The sequence below is a fragment of the Streptomyces phaeolivaceus genome, assembly GCF_009184865.1.
Lineage (GTDB): Bacteria > Actinomycetota > Actinomycetes > Streptomycetales > Streptomycetaceae > Streptomyces > Streptomyces phaeolivaceus.
The window spans coordinates 4,546,848-4,565,703 of sequence record NZ_CP045096.1 but is presented as its reverse complement, the minus strand read 5'-3'; the positions used below and the strand labels follow the sequence as shown (position 1 = coordinate 4,565,703).

At 70.4% G+C, this 18,856-nt stretch carries 22 protein-coding genes and 3 pseudogenes; 10 read left to right on the top strand and 15 right to left on the bottom strand.

Going from position 1 to position 18,856, the window contains the following annotated elements:
- Positions 1-31 precede the first annotated feature (31 nt).
- The 4 genes from F9278_RS21385 (at position 32) to F9278_RS21370 (ending at position 4,287) form a co-directional block, all read left to right on the top strand.
- The gene (locus tag F9278_RS21385) at positions 32-307 is read left to right on the top strand and encodes a ubiquitin-like small modifier protein 1 (RefSeq protein ID WP_152169787.1); all 276 of its coding nucleotides are present in this window, start codon (positions 32-34) and stop codon (positions 305-307) included.
- Between the two features lie 462 nt (positions 308-769).
- On the top strand, positions 770-976 hold the full coding sequence (locus F9278_RS21380) for a cold-shock protein (RefSeq protein WP_005486335.1): 207 nt from the start codon (positions 770-772) through the stop codon (positions 974-976).
- Between the two features lie 352 nt (positions 977-1,328).
- Positions 1,329-2,951: a chaperonin GroEL gene (gene groL, locus F9278_RS21375; RefSeq protein ID WP_152169786.1), complete on the top strand. Its 1,623-nt coding sequence runs from the start codon at positions 1,329-1,331 to the stop codon at positions 2,949-2,951.
- A gap of 214 nt (positions 2,952-3,165) precedes the next feature.
- Complete coding sequence (locus F9278_RS21370; protein WP_152169785.1) at positions 3,166-4,287, top strand: NADH:flavin oxidoreductase; 1,122 nt, start codon at positions 3,166-3,168, stop codon at positions 4,285-4,287.
- Positions 4,288-4,401: 114 nt separating this feature from the next.
- On the opposite strand, the pseudogene F9278_RS47240 reads toward F9278_RS21370, so the two are convergent.
- A pseudogene (locus F9278_RS47240) lies at positions 4,402-5,184 on the bottom strand (hypothetical protein); the annotation flags it as partial.
- A gap of 277 nt (positions 5,185-5,461) precedes the next feature.
- Here F9278_RS47240 and F9278_RS21360 point away from each other — a divergent pair.
- Entirely contained in the window at positions 5,462-6,067 is a 606-nt protein-coding gene (locus F9278_RS21360) for a hypothetical protein (protein WP_152169784.1), read from the top strand.
- Between the two features lie 21 nt (positions 6,068-6,088).
- On the opposite strand, the gene F9278_RS21355 is transcribed toward F9278_RS21360, so the two are convergent.
- The 3 genes from F9278_RS21355 to F9278_RS21345 form a co-directional block, all read right to left on the bottom strand.
- On the bottom strand, positions 6,089-7,513 hold the full coding sequence (locus F9278_RS21355; protein WP_152169783.1) for an eCIS core domain-containing protein: 1,425 nt from the start codon (positions 7,511-7,513) through the stop codon (positions 6,089-6,091).
- 119 nt (positions 7,514-7,632) lie between these two features.
- A complete protein-coding gene (locus F9278_RS21350; RefSeq protein WP_152169782.1) occupies positions 7,633-7,839 on the bottom strand; it encodes a DUF397 domain-containing protein in 207 nt (68 codons plus the stop codon).
- Positions 7,823-8,662 (bottom strand): helix-turn-helix domain-containing protein, encoded by an 840-nt coding sequence (locus F9278_RS21345; protein ID WP_152169781.1) that lies wholly within the window; start codon positions 8,660-8,662, stop codon positions 7,823-7,825. Before F9278_RS21345 ends, F9278_RS21350 begins: the two co-directional genes overlap by 17 nt.
- Positions 8,663-8,784: 122 nt before the next feature.
- On the opposite strand from F9278_RS21345, the gene F9278_RS21340 reads away from it, so the two are divergent.
- Positions 8,785-9,015, top strand: a complete 231-nt coding sequence (locus tag F9278_RS21340; RefSeq protein WP_226966840.1) for a hypothetical protein — start codon at positions 8,785-8,787, stop codon at positions 9,013-9,015.
- On the top strand, positions 9,012-9,218 hold the full coding sequence (locus tag F9278_RS21335; RefSeq protein ID WP_152169779.1) for a hypothetical protein: 207 nt from the start codon (positions 9,012-9,014) through the stop codon (positions 9,216-9,218). Before F9278_RS21340 ends, F9278_RS21335 begins: the two co-directional genes overlap by 4 nt.
- A 37-nt stretch (positions 9,219-9,255) precedes the next feature.
- Here F9278_RS21335 and F9278_RS21330 read toward each other — a convergent pair whose 3' ends face one another.
- The 4 genes from F9278_RS21330 to F9278_RS21305 all read right to left on the bottom strand — a co-directional run bounded on the left by F9278_RS21330 (position 9,256) and on the right by F9278_RS21305 (position 12,625).
- Positions 9,256-9,834, bottom strand: coding sequence for a hypothetical protein (locus F9278_RS21330; RefSeq protein ID WP_152169778.1), 579 nt, complete (start codon positions 9,832-9,834; stop codon positions 9,256-9,258).
- A gap of 215 nt (positions 9,835-10,049) precedes the next feature.
- Positions 10,050-10,283 carry a hypothetical protein gene (locus F9278_RS21320; RefSeq protein WP_152169777.1) on the bottom strand — a complete coding sequence of 78 codons (234 nt, stop codon included), beginning with the start codon at positions 10,281-10,283 and terminating at the stop codon, positions 10,050-10,052.
- A 295-nt stretch (positions 10,284-10,578) separates the two neighbouring features.
- Positions 10,579-11,613 (bottom strand): N-acetylmuramic acid 6-phosphate etherase, encoded by a 1,035-nt coding sequence (gene murQ, locus F9278_RS21315; protein ID WP_226966839.1) that lies wholly within the window; start codon positions 11,611-11,613, stop codon positions 10,579-10,581.
- 58 nt (positions 11,614-11,671) lie between these two features.
- The gene (locus F9278_RS21305; RefSeq protein ID WP_152169776.1) at positions 11,672-12,625 is read right to left on the bottom strand and encodes a MurR/RpiR family transcriptional regulator; all 954 of its coding nucleotides are present in this window, start codon (positions 12,623-12,625) and stop codon (positions 11,672-11,674) included.
- Positions 12,626-12,680: 55 nt separating this feature from the next.
- Here F9278_RS21305 and F9278_RS21300 point away from each other — a divergent pair, with 55 nt between their 5' ends.
- Together F9278_RS21300 and F9278_RS21295 are read left to right on the top strand one after the other, a co-directional pair.
- Complete coding sequence (locus tag F9278_RS21300; protein ID WP_152169775.1) at positions 12,681-13,100, top strand: hypothetical protein; 420 nt, start codon at positions 12,681-12,683, stop codon at positions 13,098-13,100.
- Positions 13,097-13,384, top strand: a complete 288-nt coding sequence (locus tag F9278_RS21295) for a DUF4031 domain-containing protein (RefSeq protein WP_152169774.1) — start codon at positions 13,097-13,099, stop codon at positions 13,382-13,384. The genes F9278_RS21300 and F9278_RS21295 overlap by 4 nt, the downstream gene beginning before the upstream one ends.
- A 41-nt stretch (positions 13,385-13,425) precedes the next feature.
- Here F9278_RS21295 and F9278_RS21290 read toward each other — a convergent pair whose 3' ends face one another.
- From F9278_RS21290 to F9278_RS47235, 7 genes and pseudogenes are all read right to left on the bottom strand, one after another.
- Complete coding sequence (locus F9278_RS21290; protein ID WP_152174005.1) at positions 13,426-14,538, bottom strand: GNAT family N-acetyltransferase; 1,113 nt, start codon at positions 14,536-14,538, stop codon at positions 13,426-13,428.
- A gap of 29 nt (positions 14,539-14,567) precedes the next feature.
- Positions 14,568-15,260 carry an MFS transporter gene (locus F9278_RS21285; RefSeq protein WP_152169773.1) on the bottom strand — a complete coding sequence of 231 codons (693 nt, stop codon included), beginning with the start codon at positions 15,258-15,260 and terminating at the stop codon, positions 14,568-14,570.
- A gap of 98 nt (positions 15,261-15,358) precedes the next feature.
- Positions 15,359-16,042 carry an HD domain-containing protein gene (locus tag F9278_RS21280; RefSeq protein WP_152169772.1) on the bottom strand — a complete coding sequence of 228 codons (684 nt, stop codon included), beginning with the start codon at positions 16,040-16,042 and terminating at the stop codon, positions 15,359-15,361.
- A gap of 88 nt (positions 16,043-16,130) precedes the next feature.
- Complete coding sequence (locus F9278_RS21275) at positions 16,131-16,952, bottom strand: SGNH/GDSL hydrolase family protein (protein WP_404818932.1); 822 nt, start codon at positions 16,950-16,952, stop codon at positions 16,131-16,133.
- Between the two features lie 149 nt (positions 16,953-17,101).
- Positions 17,102-17,440, bottom strand: a complete 339-nt coding sequence (locus F9278_RS21270) for an SCO4225 family membrane protein (protein WP_152169770.1) — start codon at positions 17,438-17,440, stop codon at positions 17,102-17,104.
- Positions 17,441-17,572: 132 nt separating this feature from the next.
- A pseudogene (locus F9278_RS21265) lies at positions 17,573-17,647 on the bottom strand (hypothetical protein); the annotation flags it as partial.
- A gap of 50 nt (positions 17,648-17,697) precedes the next feature.
- Positions 17,698-17,853: pseudogene (locus tag F9278_RS47235) on the bottom strand (transcriptional regulator); the annotation flags it as partial.
- A 143-nt stretch (positions 17,854-17,996) separates the two neighbouring features.
- Between F9278_RS47235 and F9278_RS21255 the strand changes: the two are divergent.
- Positions 17,997-18,704 carry a copper homeostasis protein CutC gene (locus F9278_RS21255; RefSeq protein WP_152169769.1) on the top strand — a complete coding sequence of 236 codons (708 nt, stop codon included), beginning with the start codon at positions 17,997-17,999 and terminating at the stop codon, positions 18,702-18,704.
- Positions 18,705-18,856: the final 152 nt, after the last annotated feature.

Sequence of the window (18,856 nt, the reverse complement as noted above, 5' to 3'; positions counted from 1 at the left end):
ACAGCACACATTCCCGACCGGAGGTCCCATCGTGAGCGTTTCCGTCCGCATCCCCACCATCCTTCGCACCTACACGGGTGGGCAGGCCGAGGTGACCGCCGAGGGGGCCACCCTTGGCGAAGTCATCGCCGATCTCGAAAAGAACCACAATGGGATCGCCGCCCGGGTTCTGGATGATCAGGGCAAGTTGCGGCGGTTCGTGAATGTGTACGTGAACGACGACGATGTCCGGTTCGAGCAGGGGCTGGAGACGGCGACTCCGGACGGTGCGGGTGTGTCGATCATTCCCGCGGTCGCCGGTGGCTGACCGCCGGTCGGTACCCGCCGGTAGTAACCGTCGGTAACTTTGATTACCGAGAGTTCATCGAATTGCCCCCTCCGCGAGAGAAGCGGAGGGGGCAATTCTCTATGGTTGAGCGCGGTACAGTTGGGGAACCCGGTCCGATCACCGTAGTGATTGCATGCCGGGCGCATATTTGATCGCGCCGCACGCCCTATATGAAGTAGCCAAAGTGTGCAGGCCTTTTGCGTATTTCTTCCCTTTTATGGGGCCCGACTTGCCCTGAATTCGGGCGAATTGTTCGTACATTCCCGACCGGTCGTGTCCAGAATTCTCGTCCCATTGACCTGTTGCAGAGGGCAGTTGGACAGATACATTCGGCCGCGGTCGACGCGTTCCGGCGCACACCCCCAACCGTTGGGGGGTGAGGTCTGACCCGGATCCGCGAAGTGTGGATCTGTGCAAGGGCCAGTAATAGGGGAGTTAGGCATGGCTCAGGGCACCGTCAAGTGGTTCAACGCGGAGAAGGGGTACGGCTTCATCGCGGTCGACGGTGGTGCGGATGTATTCGTCCACTACAGCGCGATCCAGATGGACGGTTACCGCACCCTGGAAGAGGGCCAGCGGGTCGAGTTCGAGATCTCGCAGGGTCAGAAGGGGCCGCAGGCGGACATGGTCCGACTCGCGGCCGGCTGAAGTGCGCGCCGGGCTTTAACGCAGCGACGTTCTTCGTTCTTCATCGGAGGGCTCGCATCCCTGTACGGGGGTGCGAGCCCTTCCGTGTGCCCGGGGGCGGGCTCGCCGGGGGGTCGCGCACGGGAGGCGCACGGGCGCGTTCACCTGCGGATCATCAAGAGCCGCTTGCACTCGCAGGGGGCGAGTGCTAATCATTGGCGTTAGCACTCTGAAGGTGAGAGTGACAACGAGGATCGGGTCGGTGAGGCCCGCAGGCCATGTGGGGCAAGGAACCACGAGGCAGGCGAGCCGTCCGTCGCGGGCGCCAGCGCGGTCCGGAGCAATCCACCCCAGTCCGGGAGGACCACTTCACATGGCCAAGATCATCGCGTTCGACGAGGAGGCGCGGCGCGGCCTCGAGCGCGGCATGAACCAGCTCGCGGACGCCGTCAAGGTGACGCTCGGCCCCAAGGGCCGCAACGTCGTCCTCGAGAAGAAGTGGGGCGCCCCCACGATCACCAACGATGGTGTCTCCATCGCCAAGGAGATCGAGCTCGAGGACCCGTACGAGAAGATCGGCGCCGAGCTGGTCAAGGAAGTCGCCAAGAAGACGGACGACGTCGCCGGCGACGGTACGACCACGGCGACCGTTCTCGCCCAGGCCCTGGTCAAGGAAGGCCTGCGCAACGTAGCCGCCGGTGCCAACCCGATGGCCCTCAAGCGCGGTATCGAGAAGGCCGTCGAGGCCGTCTCCGGTGCGCTGCTCGACCAGGCCAAGGAGGTCGAGACCAAGGAGCAGATCGCCTCCACCGCCTCCATCTCCGCCGCCGACACCCAGATCGGCGAGCTGATCGCCGAGGCCATGGACAAGGTCGGCAAGGAAGGCGTCATCACCGTCGAGGAGTCGCAGACCTTCGGTCTGGAGCTTGAGCTCACCGAGGGCATGCGCTTCGACAAGGGCTACATCTCGGCGTACTTCGCGACCGACATGGAGCGCATGGAGGCGGTGCTGGAGGACCCTTACATCCTCATCGCCAACTCCAAGATCGGCTCGGTCAAGGACCTGCTCCCGCTTCTGGAGAAGGTCATGCAGTCCGGCAAGCCGCTGCTGATCATCGCCGAGGACATCGAGGGCGAGGCCCTGTCGACCCTGGTCGTCAACAAGATCAAGGGCACCTTCCGCTCGGTGGCGGTCAAGGCCCCGGGCTTCGGTGACCGCCGCAAGGCCATGCTCAATGACATCGCCATCCTCACGGGCGGCGAGGTCATCTCCGAGGAGGTCGGTCTCAAGCTGGAGAACGCGACGCTGGACCTGCTGGGCCGCGCCCGCAAGGTCGTCATCGCCAAGGACGAGACCACGATCGTCGACGGTGCCGGTGAGACCGAGCAGGTGCAGGGCCGGGTCAACCAGATCCGCGTCGAGATCGAGAACAGCGACTCGGACTACGACCGCGAGAAGCTCCAGGAGCGCCTGGCGAAGCTCGCGGGCGGCGTGGCCGTCATCAAGGCCGGTGCCGCGACCGAGGTCGAGCTGAAGGAGCGCAAGCACCGCATCGAGGACGCCGTTCGCAACGCGAAGGCGGCCGTCGAGGAGGGCATCGTCGCCGGTGGTGGCGTGGCCCTGCTGCAGGCCTCCTCGGTCTTCGAGAAGCTGGAGCTGGAGGGTGACGAGGCGACCGGCGCCAACGCCGTGAAGCTCGCCCTGGAGGCCCCGCTCAAGCAGATCGCCGTCAACGGTGGTCTTGAGGGCGGCGTCGTCGTGGAGAAGGTCCGCAACCTCGCGGTCGGCCACGGCCTCAACGCCGCGACCGGTGAGTACGTCGACATGATCGCCTCCGGCATCATCGACCCGGCGAAGGTCACGCGTTCCGCCCTGCAGAACGCCGCCTCCATCGCCGCGCTCTTCCTCACCACCGAGGCCGTCATCGCCGACAAGCCGGAGAAGTCCTCCGCGCCCGCCGGTGGCGGTATGCCGGGCGGTGACATGGACTTCTGATCGACCCCGGTCGATCACCGTCCTGCGGTACCGAGGGCGGCACCCCCTGGAAACGGGGGGTGCCGCCCTCGGGCGTTTCCGGGGCGTGTCACGGGTCACACCGATGCCGTCGCGCCGGTGGAATTCCGCGTAGGCGGGGGCGGTTGTGCGGAGGGACGTGCGCTATATGCGTGCGCATGGAATTGATTCCGCTCTCCCTCCTAGGAGTCCCCACGTGACCACCGCGCCCACCTCCCGTGCCGCCGAAGTGCTGTCCCGGCCCGTCACGATCAACGGGCTGACCGTTCCGAACCGGATCGCCATGGCGCCCATGACGCGGGTGTTCTCGCCCGGTGGTGTGCCGGGGGCGGACGTGGCCTCGTACTACGGGCGACGGGCCGCCGCGGGGGTCGGCCTGATCGTGACCGAGGGGACGTACGTCGGGCACGAGACGGCCGGGGACCTGGACGGGGTGCCGCGGTTCGCCGGTGAGGAGCAGCTCGCCGGGTGGGCGAAGGTCGCGGAGGCCGTGCACGCCGGGGGCGGCACGATCGTCCCGCAGCTGTGGCACATCGGGACCGTCCGGCAGCAGGGCAAGCTCTTCCCCGAGGCCCCCGTCCTCGGCCCCTCCGGGCTGCGGCCCGACGGCACCGAGGCGGCGGGCGGCCGGGCGATGACCCAGGCCGACATCGACGAGGTCGTCGCGGCCTTCGCCAAGTCCGCCGCCGAGGCCGAGCGCATCGGCATGGACGGCGTCGAGATCCACGGCGCCCACGGCTACCTCATCGACCAGTTCCTCTGGGCGGGCACCAACCGCCGCACCGACGCCTACGGCGGTGACCTCGTCGCCCGCACCAAGTTCGCGGCGGAGGTCGTGGCGGCCGTACGGGACTCGGTGTCGGCCGACTTCCCCGTCATCTTCCGGTACTCGCAGTGGAAGCAGGAGGCGTACGACGCGCGCCTCGCCGAGACGCCCGAGGAGCTGGAGGCGCTGCTGAACCCGCTGGTGGCGGCCGGTGTCGACGCGTTCCACGCGTCCACGCGCCGCTACTGGCAGGCGGAGTTCGAGGGTTCCGAGCTGAACCTCGCGGGCTGGACGAAGAAGCTCACCGGCAAGCCCACCATCACGGTCGGCTCGGTCGGTCTGGACGGGGAGTTCCTCGCCGCGTTCGCCGGTGAGGGGGCGACGCTCAAGGGCATCGACGATCTGCTGAACGGTCTGGAGGCCGAGGAGTTCGACCTCGTCGCCGTGGGCCGCGCGCTGCTCCAGGACCCCGAGTGGGCGGCGAAGGTGCTCGACGGCCGCTTCGACGAACTGAAGGCGTTCGAGCCGGCGGCGCTGGGGTCGCTCAGCTGAGGCGGAGGGATGATGACGCCGGGCTCGCGAGTGTCGCGGGCCCGGTGTCGAGGGCTCGGCGCCCCGGGTCAGGCGTAGTCCTTGAGCTTCTCGGTCTTGAGCGTGATGTTGACGGGGGCGGGCGGGGGCGCGTTCGCCTCGGCAGGCGCCGCACATGCCGCCCGGCAGGGCCTCCGGGCGGCCCGGGGCGCGGCACTTGGCGCATTCCAGCATGCGGAGGGGCGGGCGTACGGGGGCGGGGGCGGGGGCGGGCGCCTGTTCCGGGGGCAGCTTGGTGACCAGGCGGGTGCGGAGGAGGGCGGCCGGGCTGTGGACGGGCGTGGGGAGGCCGGAGGTCAGGGCCCGGTGGATCGTCTCGTCGGTCGCGCCCCGTTCGAACCATGGCAGCAGGAGGGGCGCCAGCTCCGCGCAGTCCGCCTGGGAGAGGGAGAGGGCGGGGGTCTCCCGGCCCAGGGCGGCGAGCAGGATGTGGGCGCGGGAGCGGGTCGGCGGTGGTTTGTGCGATTCCTGCGGTACGTCACCCCGGGTGAACCTCGCCCACCAGCCGTCGTCCCGTGCGGTCCTGGAGAACCACGATCGGGTGATCCAGCGGGAGCTACCCGACTCGGCGGTCACGTGCTCCCGGCCCCGGCGCAAGTGGCCCGCCTCCTGGAGCCTGTTGAGGGCCGTGCGGAGCGCGCACTGCCCGTACGGGAGTTCCTTGGCCAGCGTCTTCACGGAGATGTCGGCGCCGCCGGGGAGGCGGTCGATGTACGCGGCGATGGCTGCTTCGCGGGGTGGGAGGTCCGTGAAGTCGTGGGCCGTACGGGGGTGTTGGCCGGGGGCGGTGCGTTTGCCGTAGCCGGGGCCGGCGAGGGGGTGGGTGCGCGGAGGGGGTGGGTCCGGGTGCGTGGGCATGGGGACAGGACTAAGGTTGGCGTCAGCCATGGGATCGGTCTCCTTGTCAGACGGCGATCTCGTAGGTCAGGCCCCCGTTTCAGATGTTCGCTGCATCTGGCGGGGGCTGATTTGTCTCCGGGAACGGTACCAGCATCGTCACCGTGTGTGGCAAGTCGAACGCGTCAAGTCAACTCACCGGGTGGGAGGGTGGGTTGAGGCCCGCCTCCCATTCCTTGAAAAGAGGGCTCGAAGCTGGGAGCTTGAGCCTCGGAGGTGCGTGGTGGGGAAGAGACGTGTGCGGAAGATGTTGCGGAAGATGGAGAGCGGTGAGCCCGTGGAGCTGGTCTTCGGCATGTCGACGATGACGGGGCTCACCCGACTCGCCTTCATCGCCGAGCAGTTCGGGTACGAGTACGTGGACCTGAACATCTCCGTCGACAACAAGATGGCGCTGCGTCTCGTGCCCGCGCTGAACCCCGAGGCCCGGGAGCGTGCCGCGCGGAACCGGGCGCGGTATCCCGACGCCCGGGACGGGGGTGAGCTGCCGCCCGTCGTGGGCGACGAACTCGAACTCCTCAAGGCGCGGATGGTGTTCGACCTGGGCCATCAGTACACCGACAAGCAGCGGGCGGTCATCGCGGGTTTCGGGTTCGCCGGGCTGGTCGCGGGCATCGGGTTGGCGTTCGTGGACAGCGCCACGGGTGTCGGCGTCGCCGTCGGCTCCTGGGTCGCGCTCATGGGGCTGGTGTACGCCGGGCTCGCCGCCACCCGGCGTCGCAACGTCCGGTACACCGCGCAGCTCCAGGCCGCCGGGTTCACGCCGGTGACCGACCGGGGCGGGCGGCTGCGGTATCTGCCGCCGGGGCGACAGCTACCGGGTCACGGCAACCCGTTCGCCTAGTGCTGCGACCCGGTCACAGGACTAGGGCCCGTACACCGCCTTGTTGTAGGCGAAAAGTTTTTGCACCTCGGCCATCTTCTTCGAAGGTTCGATCGCGCTCATGTGCTGCGCCTTGTCTGCCGGGTCCTGCATCTTGAGAAGGAACTCGGCCATCTCCTCCTTCTTGACCACCTCGCGGAACTCTCCCTCGGTCAGCGGGGTCAGTTTGTCCACCCCCTGGTCCTTCCGCTCGATCCCGACGATGTCGTAGGGCGCTCCCTGTCGCGCGATCCAGCCGCTCTCGTTACCGGTCGCGCCCTTCGCCAGGAACTTCCTCTTGATCTTGATGGTGAGCACGATGCCGAAGGAGGCCTCCCCGGCGAACCCGGTGGCGATATGGGACTTCGTCGAGAACTCGATGAGCTTGGCGACTTCGGGGTTGTCTTTATCCTGGTTCACGTATCCCCGGACATGTTCGGGGTCGGGCTTCGTGGCATCTTCGTCGGGCTTCGCCGTCATCTTCGAAAGGCTGATGAAGGAGCCGCGGATGACCTCCTTCACCATGGCCTTCCGCTGCGTGGGCGTGATGCCGCGCTGGAGGATCACTTCTTGATCGCTGTCCTCGGGCAGCGACGCGACGTGGTCCTCACCGCTGAGTTCCGACGGACCGTCCTGGAGGGCGATCCGTCGCCCCTCCTCCGACGACTGTCCTTCCTCCAGCATCCGCTGCACGGGCCCGGCGGAGGCGTTCGCCCCCGTCTGCGACGCGACGAGGGACGGGGCGGTCCGTTGACCGGCGGCGTAGGCGTGACCGTCCCGTTCGGCGTCCCGTTCGGAATTCTGGCGCGGGTTGGTGACGGTGACTCCGGCGCCGTTGTTGTGGCCCGTCTCGGGCACGCCCTTGAGGTTCTTGTCGACGTGGCTGAGTTCGTGGCCGATCAGCTCCTCGCTGGCGGCGGCCCCGGCGGAGAGGAAGATGTGGTTGCCGACGGTCATGGCCGCGGCCCCCATGGCCTCCGTGGCACGCTGGGCCACCACGTCCTGGTGGACGCGCGTGGAGGCGAGGGCGTCGTTCTGGTAGAACGCCCCGGCCTTCGCCACGACCGACGCGGGCAGCGCCGCGCTCGGCGACTTCATGGCGGCGGCCAACAACGCGCTCTGCCCCTCCGGCCCGGTGTCGTGAGCGTGCTCGTGCTCATCCTCGGCCCGCGCCACGGTGACATCGGTCGCGCAGCGCTGCACCGCCGCCCGCTCCCGGTGCCCGCACGCCGGACCGTGCTGATGGGGTGCCTGCGCCTCCGGCAGCCCGCCACGCCGCACCATCTCGGCCGCGGCCCTGTTCCCGGCGGTGCTCTGGAGGGCGAGCATCCGTTGCACGGTCGTTCCGGGGGAGGAGGGAGCCACACGCGGCTGTTGGGGTATCTTCCCCTTCACCGTCATGACGTCCTTTTTCCGGGCCAGGCTCATACCTTTTCCTCCAGTGGTTCCAAGCTCATTGAGCGACTCACCCTCGCACGGCCGACGGGGCAACCGTCAGAGCCTTTTGGGCAGGGTTGAGCCCTGCGGGGGTAACACTGTTCACAGCGCTAGCGTCGCTTCAGTTCTTCGACGAACGCGGACCAGGACTCGGCCCGGAACACGAGCTTCGGGCCGAGGGGGGTTTTGGAGTCGCGTACGGGGATGTGGGTGACGTGGGATACGGAGGCCTCCAGGCAGTTGCCGTTGCCGCCGCCGCTGTAGCTGGACTTGTGCCATATTGCGCCGCTCAGGACGTGGTCAGAGATGCTCCTCATGGGTGTAATCCTGCGCCAACTTGTCGACCAGAGCCAGGGACTTCTCGGGCGGGAGCGCGGCGGCGGCGAGAAGTTCGAAGGTGAGCTTGAGCTGGGCGACCAGGGCCGGGTCGTCCTCCAACCGCCCGACCCGGACGCCCTCGAAGTAGACCAGCGGCGGGGCTTCGTCGAAGTCCATCAGCTTCAGCGCGCCCTCCATTGCCGTGTGGGCACCCGCGCTGAAGGGCAGCACCTGCATGATGACTCGGTTCCTGCGCGCCAGGTCGGCGACATGGTTCAGGGCTTCGGCCATCACGGCTCGGCCGCCGGTCTCCCGGCGCAGCGCCGCTTCGTCAAGGACCACCCACAGCAGCGGTTTTGTTGGATCATCGAGCAGGCGGGTGCGGGCGACTCGGCCGTCGACCCACTCGTCAATGGTCGCCTCCGGTGCCGTTGGGGCGAAGCCACGGTTCACGGCTCGTGCGTAGGCGGGCGTCTGGACGAGGCCGGGGATCAGCGTCGGCGCGTACTCCCTGATCGCAGTGGCGTCCGCTTCCGCCTCCGCAGCGGCTGCGAAGTGCTCGGGATAGCGGGACTTGGCCATCGCCAGGCAGTTCCGCGAGAAGAAGTCGTCCGTGTCGAGGGCGACATCGATCAGGCGGGCAATCTCGGGCTGCATACGCCGTACCGCCGCCTCCAACTGGCCCACGAACGAGCCGCTCACAAACAGTCGCTGGCCCAACTCCTCCTGGCTGAGCCCCGCCTTCTCTCTCGCGTGGCGCAGCTCCGCTCCCAGGAGCGCTCGGGGTGATGACGACGGGTCCAGATCCTTCGGTCCGGGCATGGCCGTGGCTCCCTGTCCAGCAGAACCCCTGTTGGGGCGTGGTATCTGGCCAGGCTAGAGCCGTCTCGGCCACGCTGTGTGGTGAATCGGAAACCCAGCGTGGAGGCTTGGAGGAAGTGGACGTGAAGAACAGAGCCGCGGCGAAGGCGCGGAGCACGGTGCGGTCGACCGAGGAGGCCGTGGAGCAGCTCGACCACGCGCTGCGCGGGGTCGGCATCGTGCTGCCCTCCCTGCGCGTCGACCCGGTGACCGGGGCCAGCGAACTGCCGTTCCCGCTCGTTGAGTTGGGCTGCTGCAACCTTCAGGTCGCCGCCAACCTCGCCGCCGTGCTGCGGAAGGCGGCGGAGACGTGACGCGGCGGTCGTACGCCGTGGACGTACGGGACGGGCGGCTCGGCGAGGTGATGGGCCGCGAGGGTGGCTATGTGCGGCTGCGGCCGGTCGGCGGCGGCCGGGAGTGGGACTGCCCGCCGGACGCGCTGCGCGAGGCCGCCCCGGCGGAGGTGTTGCGGGCCCGGGTGCGGCGGGTCAACGCGCAGGGGCGGCTGCCGTGTTGAGCGGGTGCGGGCCGGGTGCGAGGGGGTGCCGGGGCGCTCAGACGTTCCCCATCGGCTCGATGTCCATCCGGACCGGCTCGCCCCAGATGCGGGTGACGTCGTAGTCGGTGAACTCCTGGACCAGGCGGTAGGCGAGGGCGGGGCGTGGGCCCCGGCGCTGCGCGGCGAGGTACAGCTCGGCCTCGCGGCGGTCGCGGCGGGGGGTGCCGCAGAGCTGCCAGATCTGGCCGTTCCACGCCTCGGGGAGCCAGCGCTGCTGGGGCTCGGGGCGCTCGTCCCGTACGCCGTAGCGGGAGGGGGTCGGGGTGGCGGGGCCGGTGGGGCGGGGAGGGCCGTAGCTGTCGTTGAGCTGGGTGCGGCGGGCGGTGCGGCGGCGGGTCTCGCAGAGCAGACAGCGGTCGGGGGCCTCCTCGTCCACCGGGCCGTTCGGATGCTCGGCGCAGCGGGTCGTGGGGGCGGCCGTCGAGACCGTCTCGTCCAGCAGCTCCAGCGCTCGCTTGATGTCCGCCTTCACCTCGTGGAGCCGCGCGTCCGGGGTGTCGGCGTTCAGTGCCTCGCCGTGCTCCCCGAGCACGCGCAGGGCACGGCCGAGGGCGGTCAGCTGAGCGTGGTTCACGGGCTCGGTCCTTCCCTGGGACAACAATCCCCACCACGGTGCCACACCCCACTGACAGCCCCGTCGAGGCCGGGCTCGGACCCGCGCCACGGCCCTGTCGTCCTGCACGACGACAGGGATTTCGTGACCGCTGCTCGCCCGGCGGTCGAACTGCGGCAGCTCAACGTGCATCAGGGGCCGCTGTAGGGCTGCGTCGAGCTCGTCCGGGGTGGCGCTCAAGGGTGGTTCATGTCCGATGTGCCGCAGCCGTTCGCCTTCGGCTCGGCGCGGCAGCGGGCTATGTCCGCGCGGAAGGCCAGGCCGGCCGAGACGAGGAGGGCGGTCAGGAGGGCGCCGTACAGGATCCGCCAGGGCAGGGGCGGGCGTTCCGGGCCCCGCATGTTCGGCAGGCCGATGATCAGGGTGAAGAAGGCGGCGAAGAACAGCAGCACGCCCAGCAGGGCCAACATCCTCGGACTCCCTCGGTCGGGCCGCGCCGGGGCGGGCGATGCGCGGTGCGCTGCCCACGGCGACGGCGACGGCACGATCGAGGCTGGCAGAGGCCGCCGTTTCCCGCGTCCGCGATTTCCCGTACTTGATCTACGTATTCACTCCGCGCGCCCCCACCGATACGCCCACGCCCCCTCCGGGCAGCGGCGTACGGCCCGCGCGCCCTCGGGCCTGGCAGTCGAGCGCCGAGGGGAGGGCTGACCGCGAGGAATGGGAAGGCGCGAGAGGGCTGGGAAGCGTGGAAGGCGGGCAACCTCAGCCCGGCGAACCCGTCGTCGCCGCGGCCAGGGCCGCTCGTAGGTGGCCCTCGTTCGCTGTCAGCAGGCGCGCCGCCGTGGAGGCGTCGACGCCGCTCAGGATAGTGAGGATGGCGTTCTTGACCTGGCCGTTGGTGGCGGTGAGGGCCGTTTCGATCTCGGTGTCCGTCGCGCCCGTGGCGAGCGCGACGATGCGGTGGGAGCGCGCCCGGAGCTTGTCGTTGGTCGCGCGCACGTCCACCATCAGGTTCCCGTACGTCTTGCCCAGCCTGATCATCGTGATCGTCGAGAGCATGTTCAGCACCAGCTTCTGGGCCGTGCCCGCCTTGAGCCGGGTCGAGCCGGTGACCAGTTCGGGCCCCGCGACGATCTCGATCCCGTGATCCGCCGCCGCCGCGAGCGCGCTGGCCGCGTTGCAGGACAGGCCCACCGTCAGCGCGCCGGCCGCCCGCGCGTGCTCCACCGCGCCCACCGCGTACGGCGTGCGCCCCGACGCCGACACACCCACCACCGTGTCGTCGGCCGTCAGCCCCAGCGCGTCGAGGTCGGCCCGCGCCAGCTCCGCCGAGTCCTCCGCCCCCTCGATCGAGGTGACCATGGCCTCGATACCGCCCGCGATCAGGCCCACGACCTGTGACGGCGCCGTATTGAACGTCGGCGGGCACTCGGACGCGTCCAGGACCCCCAGCCGCCCGGCCGTGCCCGCGCCCGCGTAGATCAGCCGGCCGCCCCGGCCCATCCGCTCCGCGATCGCGTCGATCGCCGCCGCGATCTGCGGCAGCCGCACGGCGACCGCCGTCGGCACGGTCGCGTCCTCGGCGTTCATCAGCTTCGCGATGTCCAGCGTCGGCAGCCGATCGATGTCGGCCAGCTCCGGGCGGAACGCCTCCGTCGTCAACGACTCCAACTCGGCCCGCACGGAGAGGTGGTTGGAGAGGGGGAAGGGAGAGGAGGGAGGGGAGGGGGAGGAGGGAGGGGAGGGGGAGGGCGGGGTGGCGGATGAGGAGGCGGTGGAGGGGGACGTGTTGGGCATGGCTGCTCATTCCGTGCGGTGTCGTGCTGATGTGCCACGGCGGATGTCGTCGTTCCGCCTACCGCGACGGCCCGCCGATCCGATGCCGGTGTGCCAGCGCCTCGTACGACGCGGACAGGGCCGGTGCCGCCGACTCGTACGTCCGTTGCGCGACCCCGATGAACAGGCAGTCCACCACCAGCAGCTGGCTCGTCCGGGACGACATCGCGGCCGGCCGCAGCTCGCTCTCGCGCGCGGTGGACGTGGTCAGGACGTGGTCGGCGTACTGGGACACCGGTCCGTCCGGCCGTCCGGTGATCGCGATCGTCGTGGCCCCGTGGTCGAAGGCCACCCGCAGCGGCTCGATGACGTCGCCCGTCGAGCCGGAGTGGGTGATCGCTATCGCCACGTCCTTCGCGCGCAGCTGCACGGCGTTGGTGACGGCGAGGTGCGGGTCGCTGTGGGCGTGGGCTATCAGCCCTATGCGCAGCAGCTTCTGGGTGAGGTCCTGGGCGACCAGCCCGGACGCCCCGACGCCGTAGATGTCTATGCGGCGGGCCCCGGCGAGCGCGGCGACCGCCGCGCCGAGCTGGGCCATGTCCAGCCCGGCCGCCGTGTCCGCGAGGGTCTGCTGCTCGTCGTACGCGAGCTTGGCGACCACGTCGGGCAGCGGGTCGTCGACCGCGATGTCGGCCGTGACCGACGGCGCGCGGCCCGACTGCTGATGGGCGGCGAGACCGGCGAGGGCGAGCCGCAGATCGCGATACCCGGGGTAACCGAGGATGCGGGCCGTGCGGACGACCGTGGCCTCGCTGGTGCCGGTCAGCTCGGCGAGTCCGGTGACGGTGAGCGCGGCACAGGCCGCCGGGTCGCTCGCCACGGCCTCCGCGACGCGCTGCATCGAGCGGGTCATGGAGGGTGCCAGCGTCCGCACCTTCGCCGCGAGGGCGGCGGGGGCGGGGGGTGCCGGTGGCCCCGGCGATCCTGGTGGCGTGGACGCCGGTGCGAAAATTTCCTTCACGTCATCGCTCACATCTTGAAAGATATTTTCTGTCCGGGGGTGTGGTCAAGGGCCGCACAATGGACCCATGAGTACCGGCAGTGACCATGGCAGTGATCCCGTGAGCCCTCTTGAGCAGGCGTTGCACGGCGCCCGTGCCCTCGTGCTCGCCGATCTGGTGTCCGGCGAGGTCGCCGAGGCGGACGTCGTGTCGATGGTCGAGGAATCCGTCGTACAGCGCCGGTGGTGGGTCGAGCAGTGGCCGGACGGGGCGGCGTACGTCGCCGGGCTCGTCGCCCAGGACGTGCAGGACGCGCTGCTCGAACGGTACGGACGCTGGCCCCTCTGCCCGGTCTGCGGCGCCGACGACCCGCACGCGCTCGACGTGGAACCGGAGCTGGGCCCCGATCCGCAGTGGGTGTGCCACAAGGCGGGGGTGCGGGTCGCGGCGCTCGGCGCGCTGGGCGAGGCGTCCGGCCGTTCGTCCGGCGGGGCGTCGGCCACGTGACCCTCTACATAGACCCGCCCACCTGGCCGGGGCACGGGCGGATGTGGTCACACCTGGTCAGCGACGCGTCCTTCGACGAACTGCACGCCTTCGCGCGGGAGTTGAACATCCCCGAGCGCGCCTTCGAGCGCGACCACTACGACATCCCGTCCCACCGGTACGTCGAGGTCGTACGGGCGGGCGCCGTGGAGGTCGGCTCGAAGGAGCTGCTGCGGCGGCTGACGGGGGCGGGGCTGCGCAGACCGAAGCGGCGGGGGCCACCGCAGGGGCCCACCACGGTCTGACGATCGCCGCCCGTCACCGCCGTCACCGCCGTCACCGCCGGTCACAGCCGGAGTTCGTACGCGAACTGCTCCCCGTGTTCCCCGTGTTCCCCGTCGCCCCGGTCCTCGCTGACCTTGGTGAATCCGGCCCGTGAGACCACGCCCTGCGAAGGGGAGTTGGTCTTGTCGACGACCGCGAACAGCGACCGTACGTCACCTCGTTCCCGGGCCCGCTCCCGCGCCCAGTCGGCCAGCGCGCCCAGCGCCTCGGTCATGTAACCGTGCCCGCGCGCCCCCTCGACCAGGTCGTAGCCGACCTCGGCACGGCCCTCCTCGTCCGGGACGCCGTGATGGCCGAGCGCGCCGACGGCCAGCCCGTCCTCCTTGCGCACCAGCACGAACATGCCCCACTCCGGCCGGTGCACCCCCGCCTCGTACGCCTGGAACACCAGGCCCGCGCCGACCCGGGTCCCCTCCACCGGGCCGCCCGCGATCCACTCGAAGCCGCCGGTGCCGCCCTCGGCGAGATCGGCCGCGGCGGCGGGGTGGACGCCTTGCAGGACGAGCCGCCCGGTCTCGATGTGCAGCGGGTTGTTCCACCGCCACTCCGTGACCGGCGGGCGGCCCGGCAGCTCGCCCCGGCCGGTGGCCCACAGCAGCGTCGCCCAGGGGTCGTCACCGGGCCTGACGTGCGGGAACAGGCGCGCGAGTACGGTCTCGCACAGTCCGGGTCCGGCGGGCGGCAGGGAGGCGGACGCGGGGAGCCCGAGGCCCTCGGCGATGTCGTGGGTGTGCAGCAGCACCTCGGCGACACCCATCGCCGCGAAGCCCTCGCGGTCGGCCGCGCGGAACGGATACGGGTGGAAGGCGCGGACCTCGCGCGGGGTCGCGGCGATCGTGGCGGAGAGCAGGGTGCCCGTCGTCCGGATCACCTCCAGGACGTCGGCGTTCTCCTCGCACTCCGCCATGTCGATCTCGAACGGCGCCCAGCGGGTCGCGGGCCGTCCCGCCAGCTGTCCCGCGTAGGCGATCAGGTCCGACGCGATGTGCTCGGCGGTCTGTCGGCAGTTCCAGTCCAGCCGGCCGGCCTTGGCGCCCTCCCAGTCGCGGTCCAGCACCGTCCCCAGCACGGAGAGACAGTGCTCGACGGACTCCTGTACCTGTTCCCCACCCATTGGTCGCATGGCCGCGAGGATAGGCGGGGTCAGACGTCCGTACGTACCGGATTTACGGCGGCGTCGGCGACGGCGGTGTCACTCACGGCGGTGTCACCCACCGCGAACTTGGCCACCAGGCGGGAGGCGCGGGTGCGCCGGTGCAGGCGGAGCGAGACGGCGGTGGTGCCGAGGGCGGCGGCGGTGAGGGCGGCGCCCGCCCAGGCCGTGGCGGCGAAGCCCTGGCCCGCGTCGATGACGACCCCGCCGATCCAGGGGCCACCGGTGTTGCCGAGGTTGAACGCGGCGGTCGTGGTGGCACCGGCCAGGGTCGGGGCGGCGCCCGCGACGTTGAAGAGGCGGGCGTTCAGGGCCGGGGCGGTGTAGAAGCAGGACACCCCGAGGAGGAAGGAGAGGAGGACGGCGGCCACGGCGTACTGCGCGAGCAGTGCCAGGGCGACCAGGAAGACCGTGGAAGCCGTGATTCCGCTGAGCAGGACGCCGAAGAGGTGCGCATCCGCGACCCGCCCCCCGATCACCATCCCGATCGCGAACGCCGAGATCAGCAGCCCGGCCCGTGGAATGGACACGTCCATGTCCTCGGCGATGGGCGGCAGCAGCCCCGAGAGCATGAACTCGCTGGTCCCGAGCGCGAAGACGGCGAGACCGAGGACGTAGACGGAGAGCGGTATGCGGAAGCGGGCGTGGGCGTCGTCGGGCGCGGGAGCGGCGGATGAGGACATATACCGGGGCAACCGAGGGACGCCGGGCCGCGTTCCCGTACGCACGCGTTCCCGTACGCACGCGTTCCCGTCAGCCGTCAGCCGTCAGCCGTCAGCCGTCAGCCGTCAGCCGGTGTGCCCTCCAGGGCGGTCAGCTCCGTCCGCAGGTTCTCCCGGGCCCGTTCCTCCCACTCCCGCTCGCCGTGCGGTGTCCTGAACAGCCGCGGCAGGTCCAGGAGTTGGCGCAGTACGGCCGCCCGGCCCGCCCGGAAGGCGTCGTCGGGCACGAACCCGTACTCCTCCCGTACGGCGGCGGCGTACGCCGTGTACACGTCCGGCTCGGAGGCCAGGATCGCGAGGTCCGCGTCGCACAGGACCTGGCCGTTCGGGTCGTCGTCGGCCGGGTCGTGGGTGACGGTGAGCCGCACCAGCCGGGCGACCTCCGCCACCCTCGCCCCGGGCACCCCGGCCTCGGTCAGCGCCCGCTCGGCGAGCCGCGCCGACCGCTCCTCGTTCTCCGACCGGTCCGGCGCGTACACGGCGTCGTGGAACCACGCGGCCAGCCGTACGAGATCGGCGTCGGCCGCGTGGTCCTCCAGCGTCTCGACGCGGTCCAGCACCGCGACGAGATGATCGAGCGTGTGGTACTTCCGCTGCGGCTCGGCCCACCGCTCGATCAGGTTGTCGGCGTACGGGAACGGCGCCGGATCACAGGCGCCGTCCCGTGCGGAGAGCAGCGCGGGCAGCCACCGGTAGCGGAGGGCTTCCCGGCGGGCGTCGACGGTGTCAGGGTCGGGCGGCATACCCGCATTGTGCCGTGTCCGCGCGACCGGGCGACCGAGGCCGGGCTCAACCCCCACGGCTGGGCCCGGCCGTGCGGTCACCCGGGGATCAGCCCCAGGTGGCGAGGAACTTCGCCGCGTAGCCCTGCTCCTGGCCCGCCGCGTTGGGGTGGAAGGTCGCGGCGCTCTCGGCCAGGTTGACGCCGTGGATCCACGGGGCGGTGCCGCAGGCGCCGTGGCCGGCGAACTGCTTGCGCATGTCGACGAAGTAGACGCTCGCGTCGACCGTGGCCTTCTTGGTGCCCTCGGCGAGCGCGTCGGCGAAGCCGTTCATCGCGGTGCGCTTGCGGGCGCTGAGTTCGATCGGGGCGCACGTACCGGTCGTGGAGATCGCCTGCGGATAGCCGAAGACCAGGATCAGCGCCTTCGGGGAACGGGCCTTGATGTCCTTGTACAGGCTGCTGAGTTCGTTCACCATCTGGTTCCTGGCGTAGTACGACGCCCAGATGGTGCCGGTCTCGCAGTAGCTGTCGTCCTTGGTGAGGCAGCCCTCGACCACCGGGGCGAACTGGGCGTCGTTCCCGCCGACCGTGAGGGTGACGAGATTCGTCGTCGGCTTCAGCGCGGACAGCTGGTTGGCCCGTACGTCGGGGATCTTCGCCCCGCTGCAGGTGACGTCCTTCAGCTTGTACTCGGGGTTGGCCGCCGCCCACAGGTGCGGGTAGTTCTTCGTGCTCCGCTTGCAGTCACCGCTCGCCGGGTCGTACGAGCCGGCGCCGACACCGGAGGCGTACGAGTCGCCGAGCGCGACGTACTCGGCTGTCGGCGCCGCCGCCTGGGCCGGGGCGGCGCCCGCCGCGCCCAGTCCCGCGAACGTCATCAGAGCGGCGGCGACAGCCGACGTTAATCTGCGCATGAGTTTCCTCTTCACCTTCATCGTTGTGCCGGAACAGAATCGAACGGAATCGACCGGTGGAAGAGAGGGGGCGGCGGCGCGCGAGGTTCCGCCGCGGTACGGGATTCTTCGGGAAGACGGTCGACCCGCGCGTCAAATTGCCGAGGAAAGACGGTCCCGAAGCGTCAGGCGTTGCCCAAGTGGGCGTTCTTCATGGGCCGTTCGACGGCCCAGCGGTACGCGGCCCCGACCACGAAGGCCTGGATCACGGCCCCGAGGACGACCCCGACGAAGGGCAGCCCGCCGGGAAGCGCGGCGAACAGGAACGAGGTGGGCGCGGTGACGAGGAAGAGCCAGACCCCCGCGAAGCTGGCGTCCGCGTGCTCGACGAACAGCGTGTCCACCCCGACCCAGACGCCCACGGCGGCCACGAGGGCGAGATAGCCCAGGGCGGCGGGGTTCAACAGGTTGCGGCGCAGGGTCCGGGACAGGGAGCGGGACGAGGAACTGGGCGAGGCAGTCATTTTGTGAACTCCGTTGCGACGACGGGACGTTGACCATTGCGGTGCTGCTTGCGCTGAGGTCAACGATGTCGTCCCGGAGAGCCGGGCACCTGAGTACGGCTACCTAGGTTCTACTCCGTGATCGGACGTGACTCACGAGTACGTCCGCCTCACGTCCCCCACGAAACGGGACCAGGCGGCGGCCCGGAACACGAGGACACCACGGGCGGGGTTCTTGCTGTCGCGGACGGGGACGAGGCCGGGGAGATCGGGGGAGACGCCCCCAGTTCTTCCTGGGACATGCCCGCCCGTTCGCGCCGGTGGCGCAGCTCCGCGCCGTACATCGCTCGGGTGGACTGGGACGGGTCGATGGTCTTCGGCTTCGGCATGGCCAACTCCCTCTCACGCAGCCGGTCTTGTTGAACGGCGCCCAAATCAGGGTAGATGCGGACGGTGGTCGTCCGCGTGCTGAACGTGACGATCGCGTCCAGCAGTCCTGCTTGTTGCTAGATTGGGCAATTGGACTAGACCTGTTGTCATCACGTGTAGCTCGACGAAGCCCGAAGGAAGGGGCCCCATGACCACGCGCGCGCTTCTGGAGGTGATCGCCCTCGACGCCGAGGACGCCGTCGCCGCCCAGGCCGGAGGTGCCGACCGGCTGGAGCTGGTGGCGGATATGGCGGCGGACGGGCTCACCCCGAGCGTCGCGACGTTCGTGGAGGTGCAGGCGGCGGTCGACATCCCGGTACGGGTGATGCTGCGGCTCGCGGACGGGTTCGCGGCGGGGGACGTGGACGCGTTGGTGCGGGTGGCGTGCGATATGCGCGCGGCGGGGGCGGAGGAGTTCGTGCTCGGGTTCCTGGGGGAGGGGGGCGGGCCGGATGTGGACGCGGTGGAGCGGGTGGTGGCGGAGCTGGACGGGCGGTCGTGGACGTTCCACCGGGCGATCGACCGGGCCGCCGACCGGGACGCCTTGCGCAAGCAGGTGGCGGATCTGCCGGGGTTGGACACGTATCTGACGGCGGGGTCGGGGGCGGGGGTCGACGACGGGCTGCCGGTGCTCCTGGCGGAGGCGGCGCGGCGGGGGGACCCCGGCTACACGCAACGGCTCATGATCGGCGGTGGGTTGCGGCTGGCCCATCTGCCGCGGCTGCGGGTGGCGCGGGTGGACGCGTTCCACATCGGCGGGGCGGCCCGCCCGGACGGCTGGGCCGCGCCGGTCGCCGCGGAGGCCGTACGCGCATGGCGTACGGCCCTGGACACCCGCGTGGCCGCTCCGCGCTGACCGAGGGGGGTGCGTTGTCGGGCGCGTCGTTCGTCTGCGGGCCCGGTGGGGGCTGGTCGCGCAGTTCCCCGCGCCCCTGAAAAAGCAGGGGCTGCGCCCCGTGCTTTTTCGGCCCGAAAGGGCCGTAGGCACTTAAGGGGCGCGGGCACTTA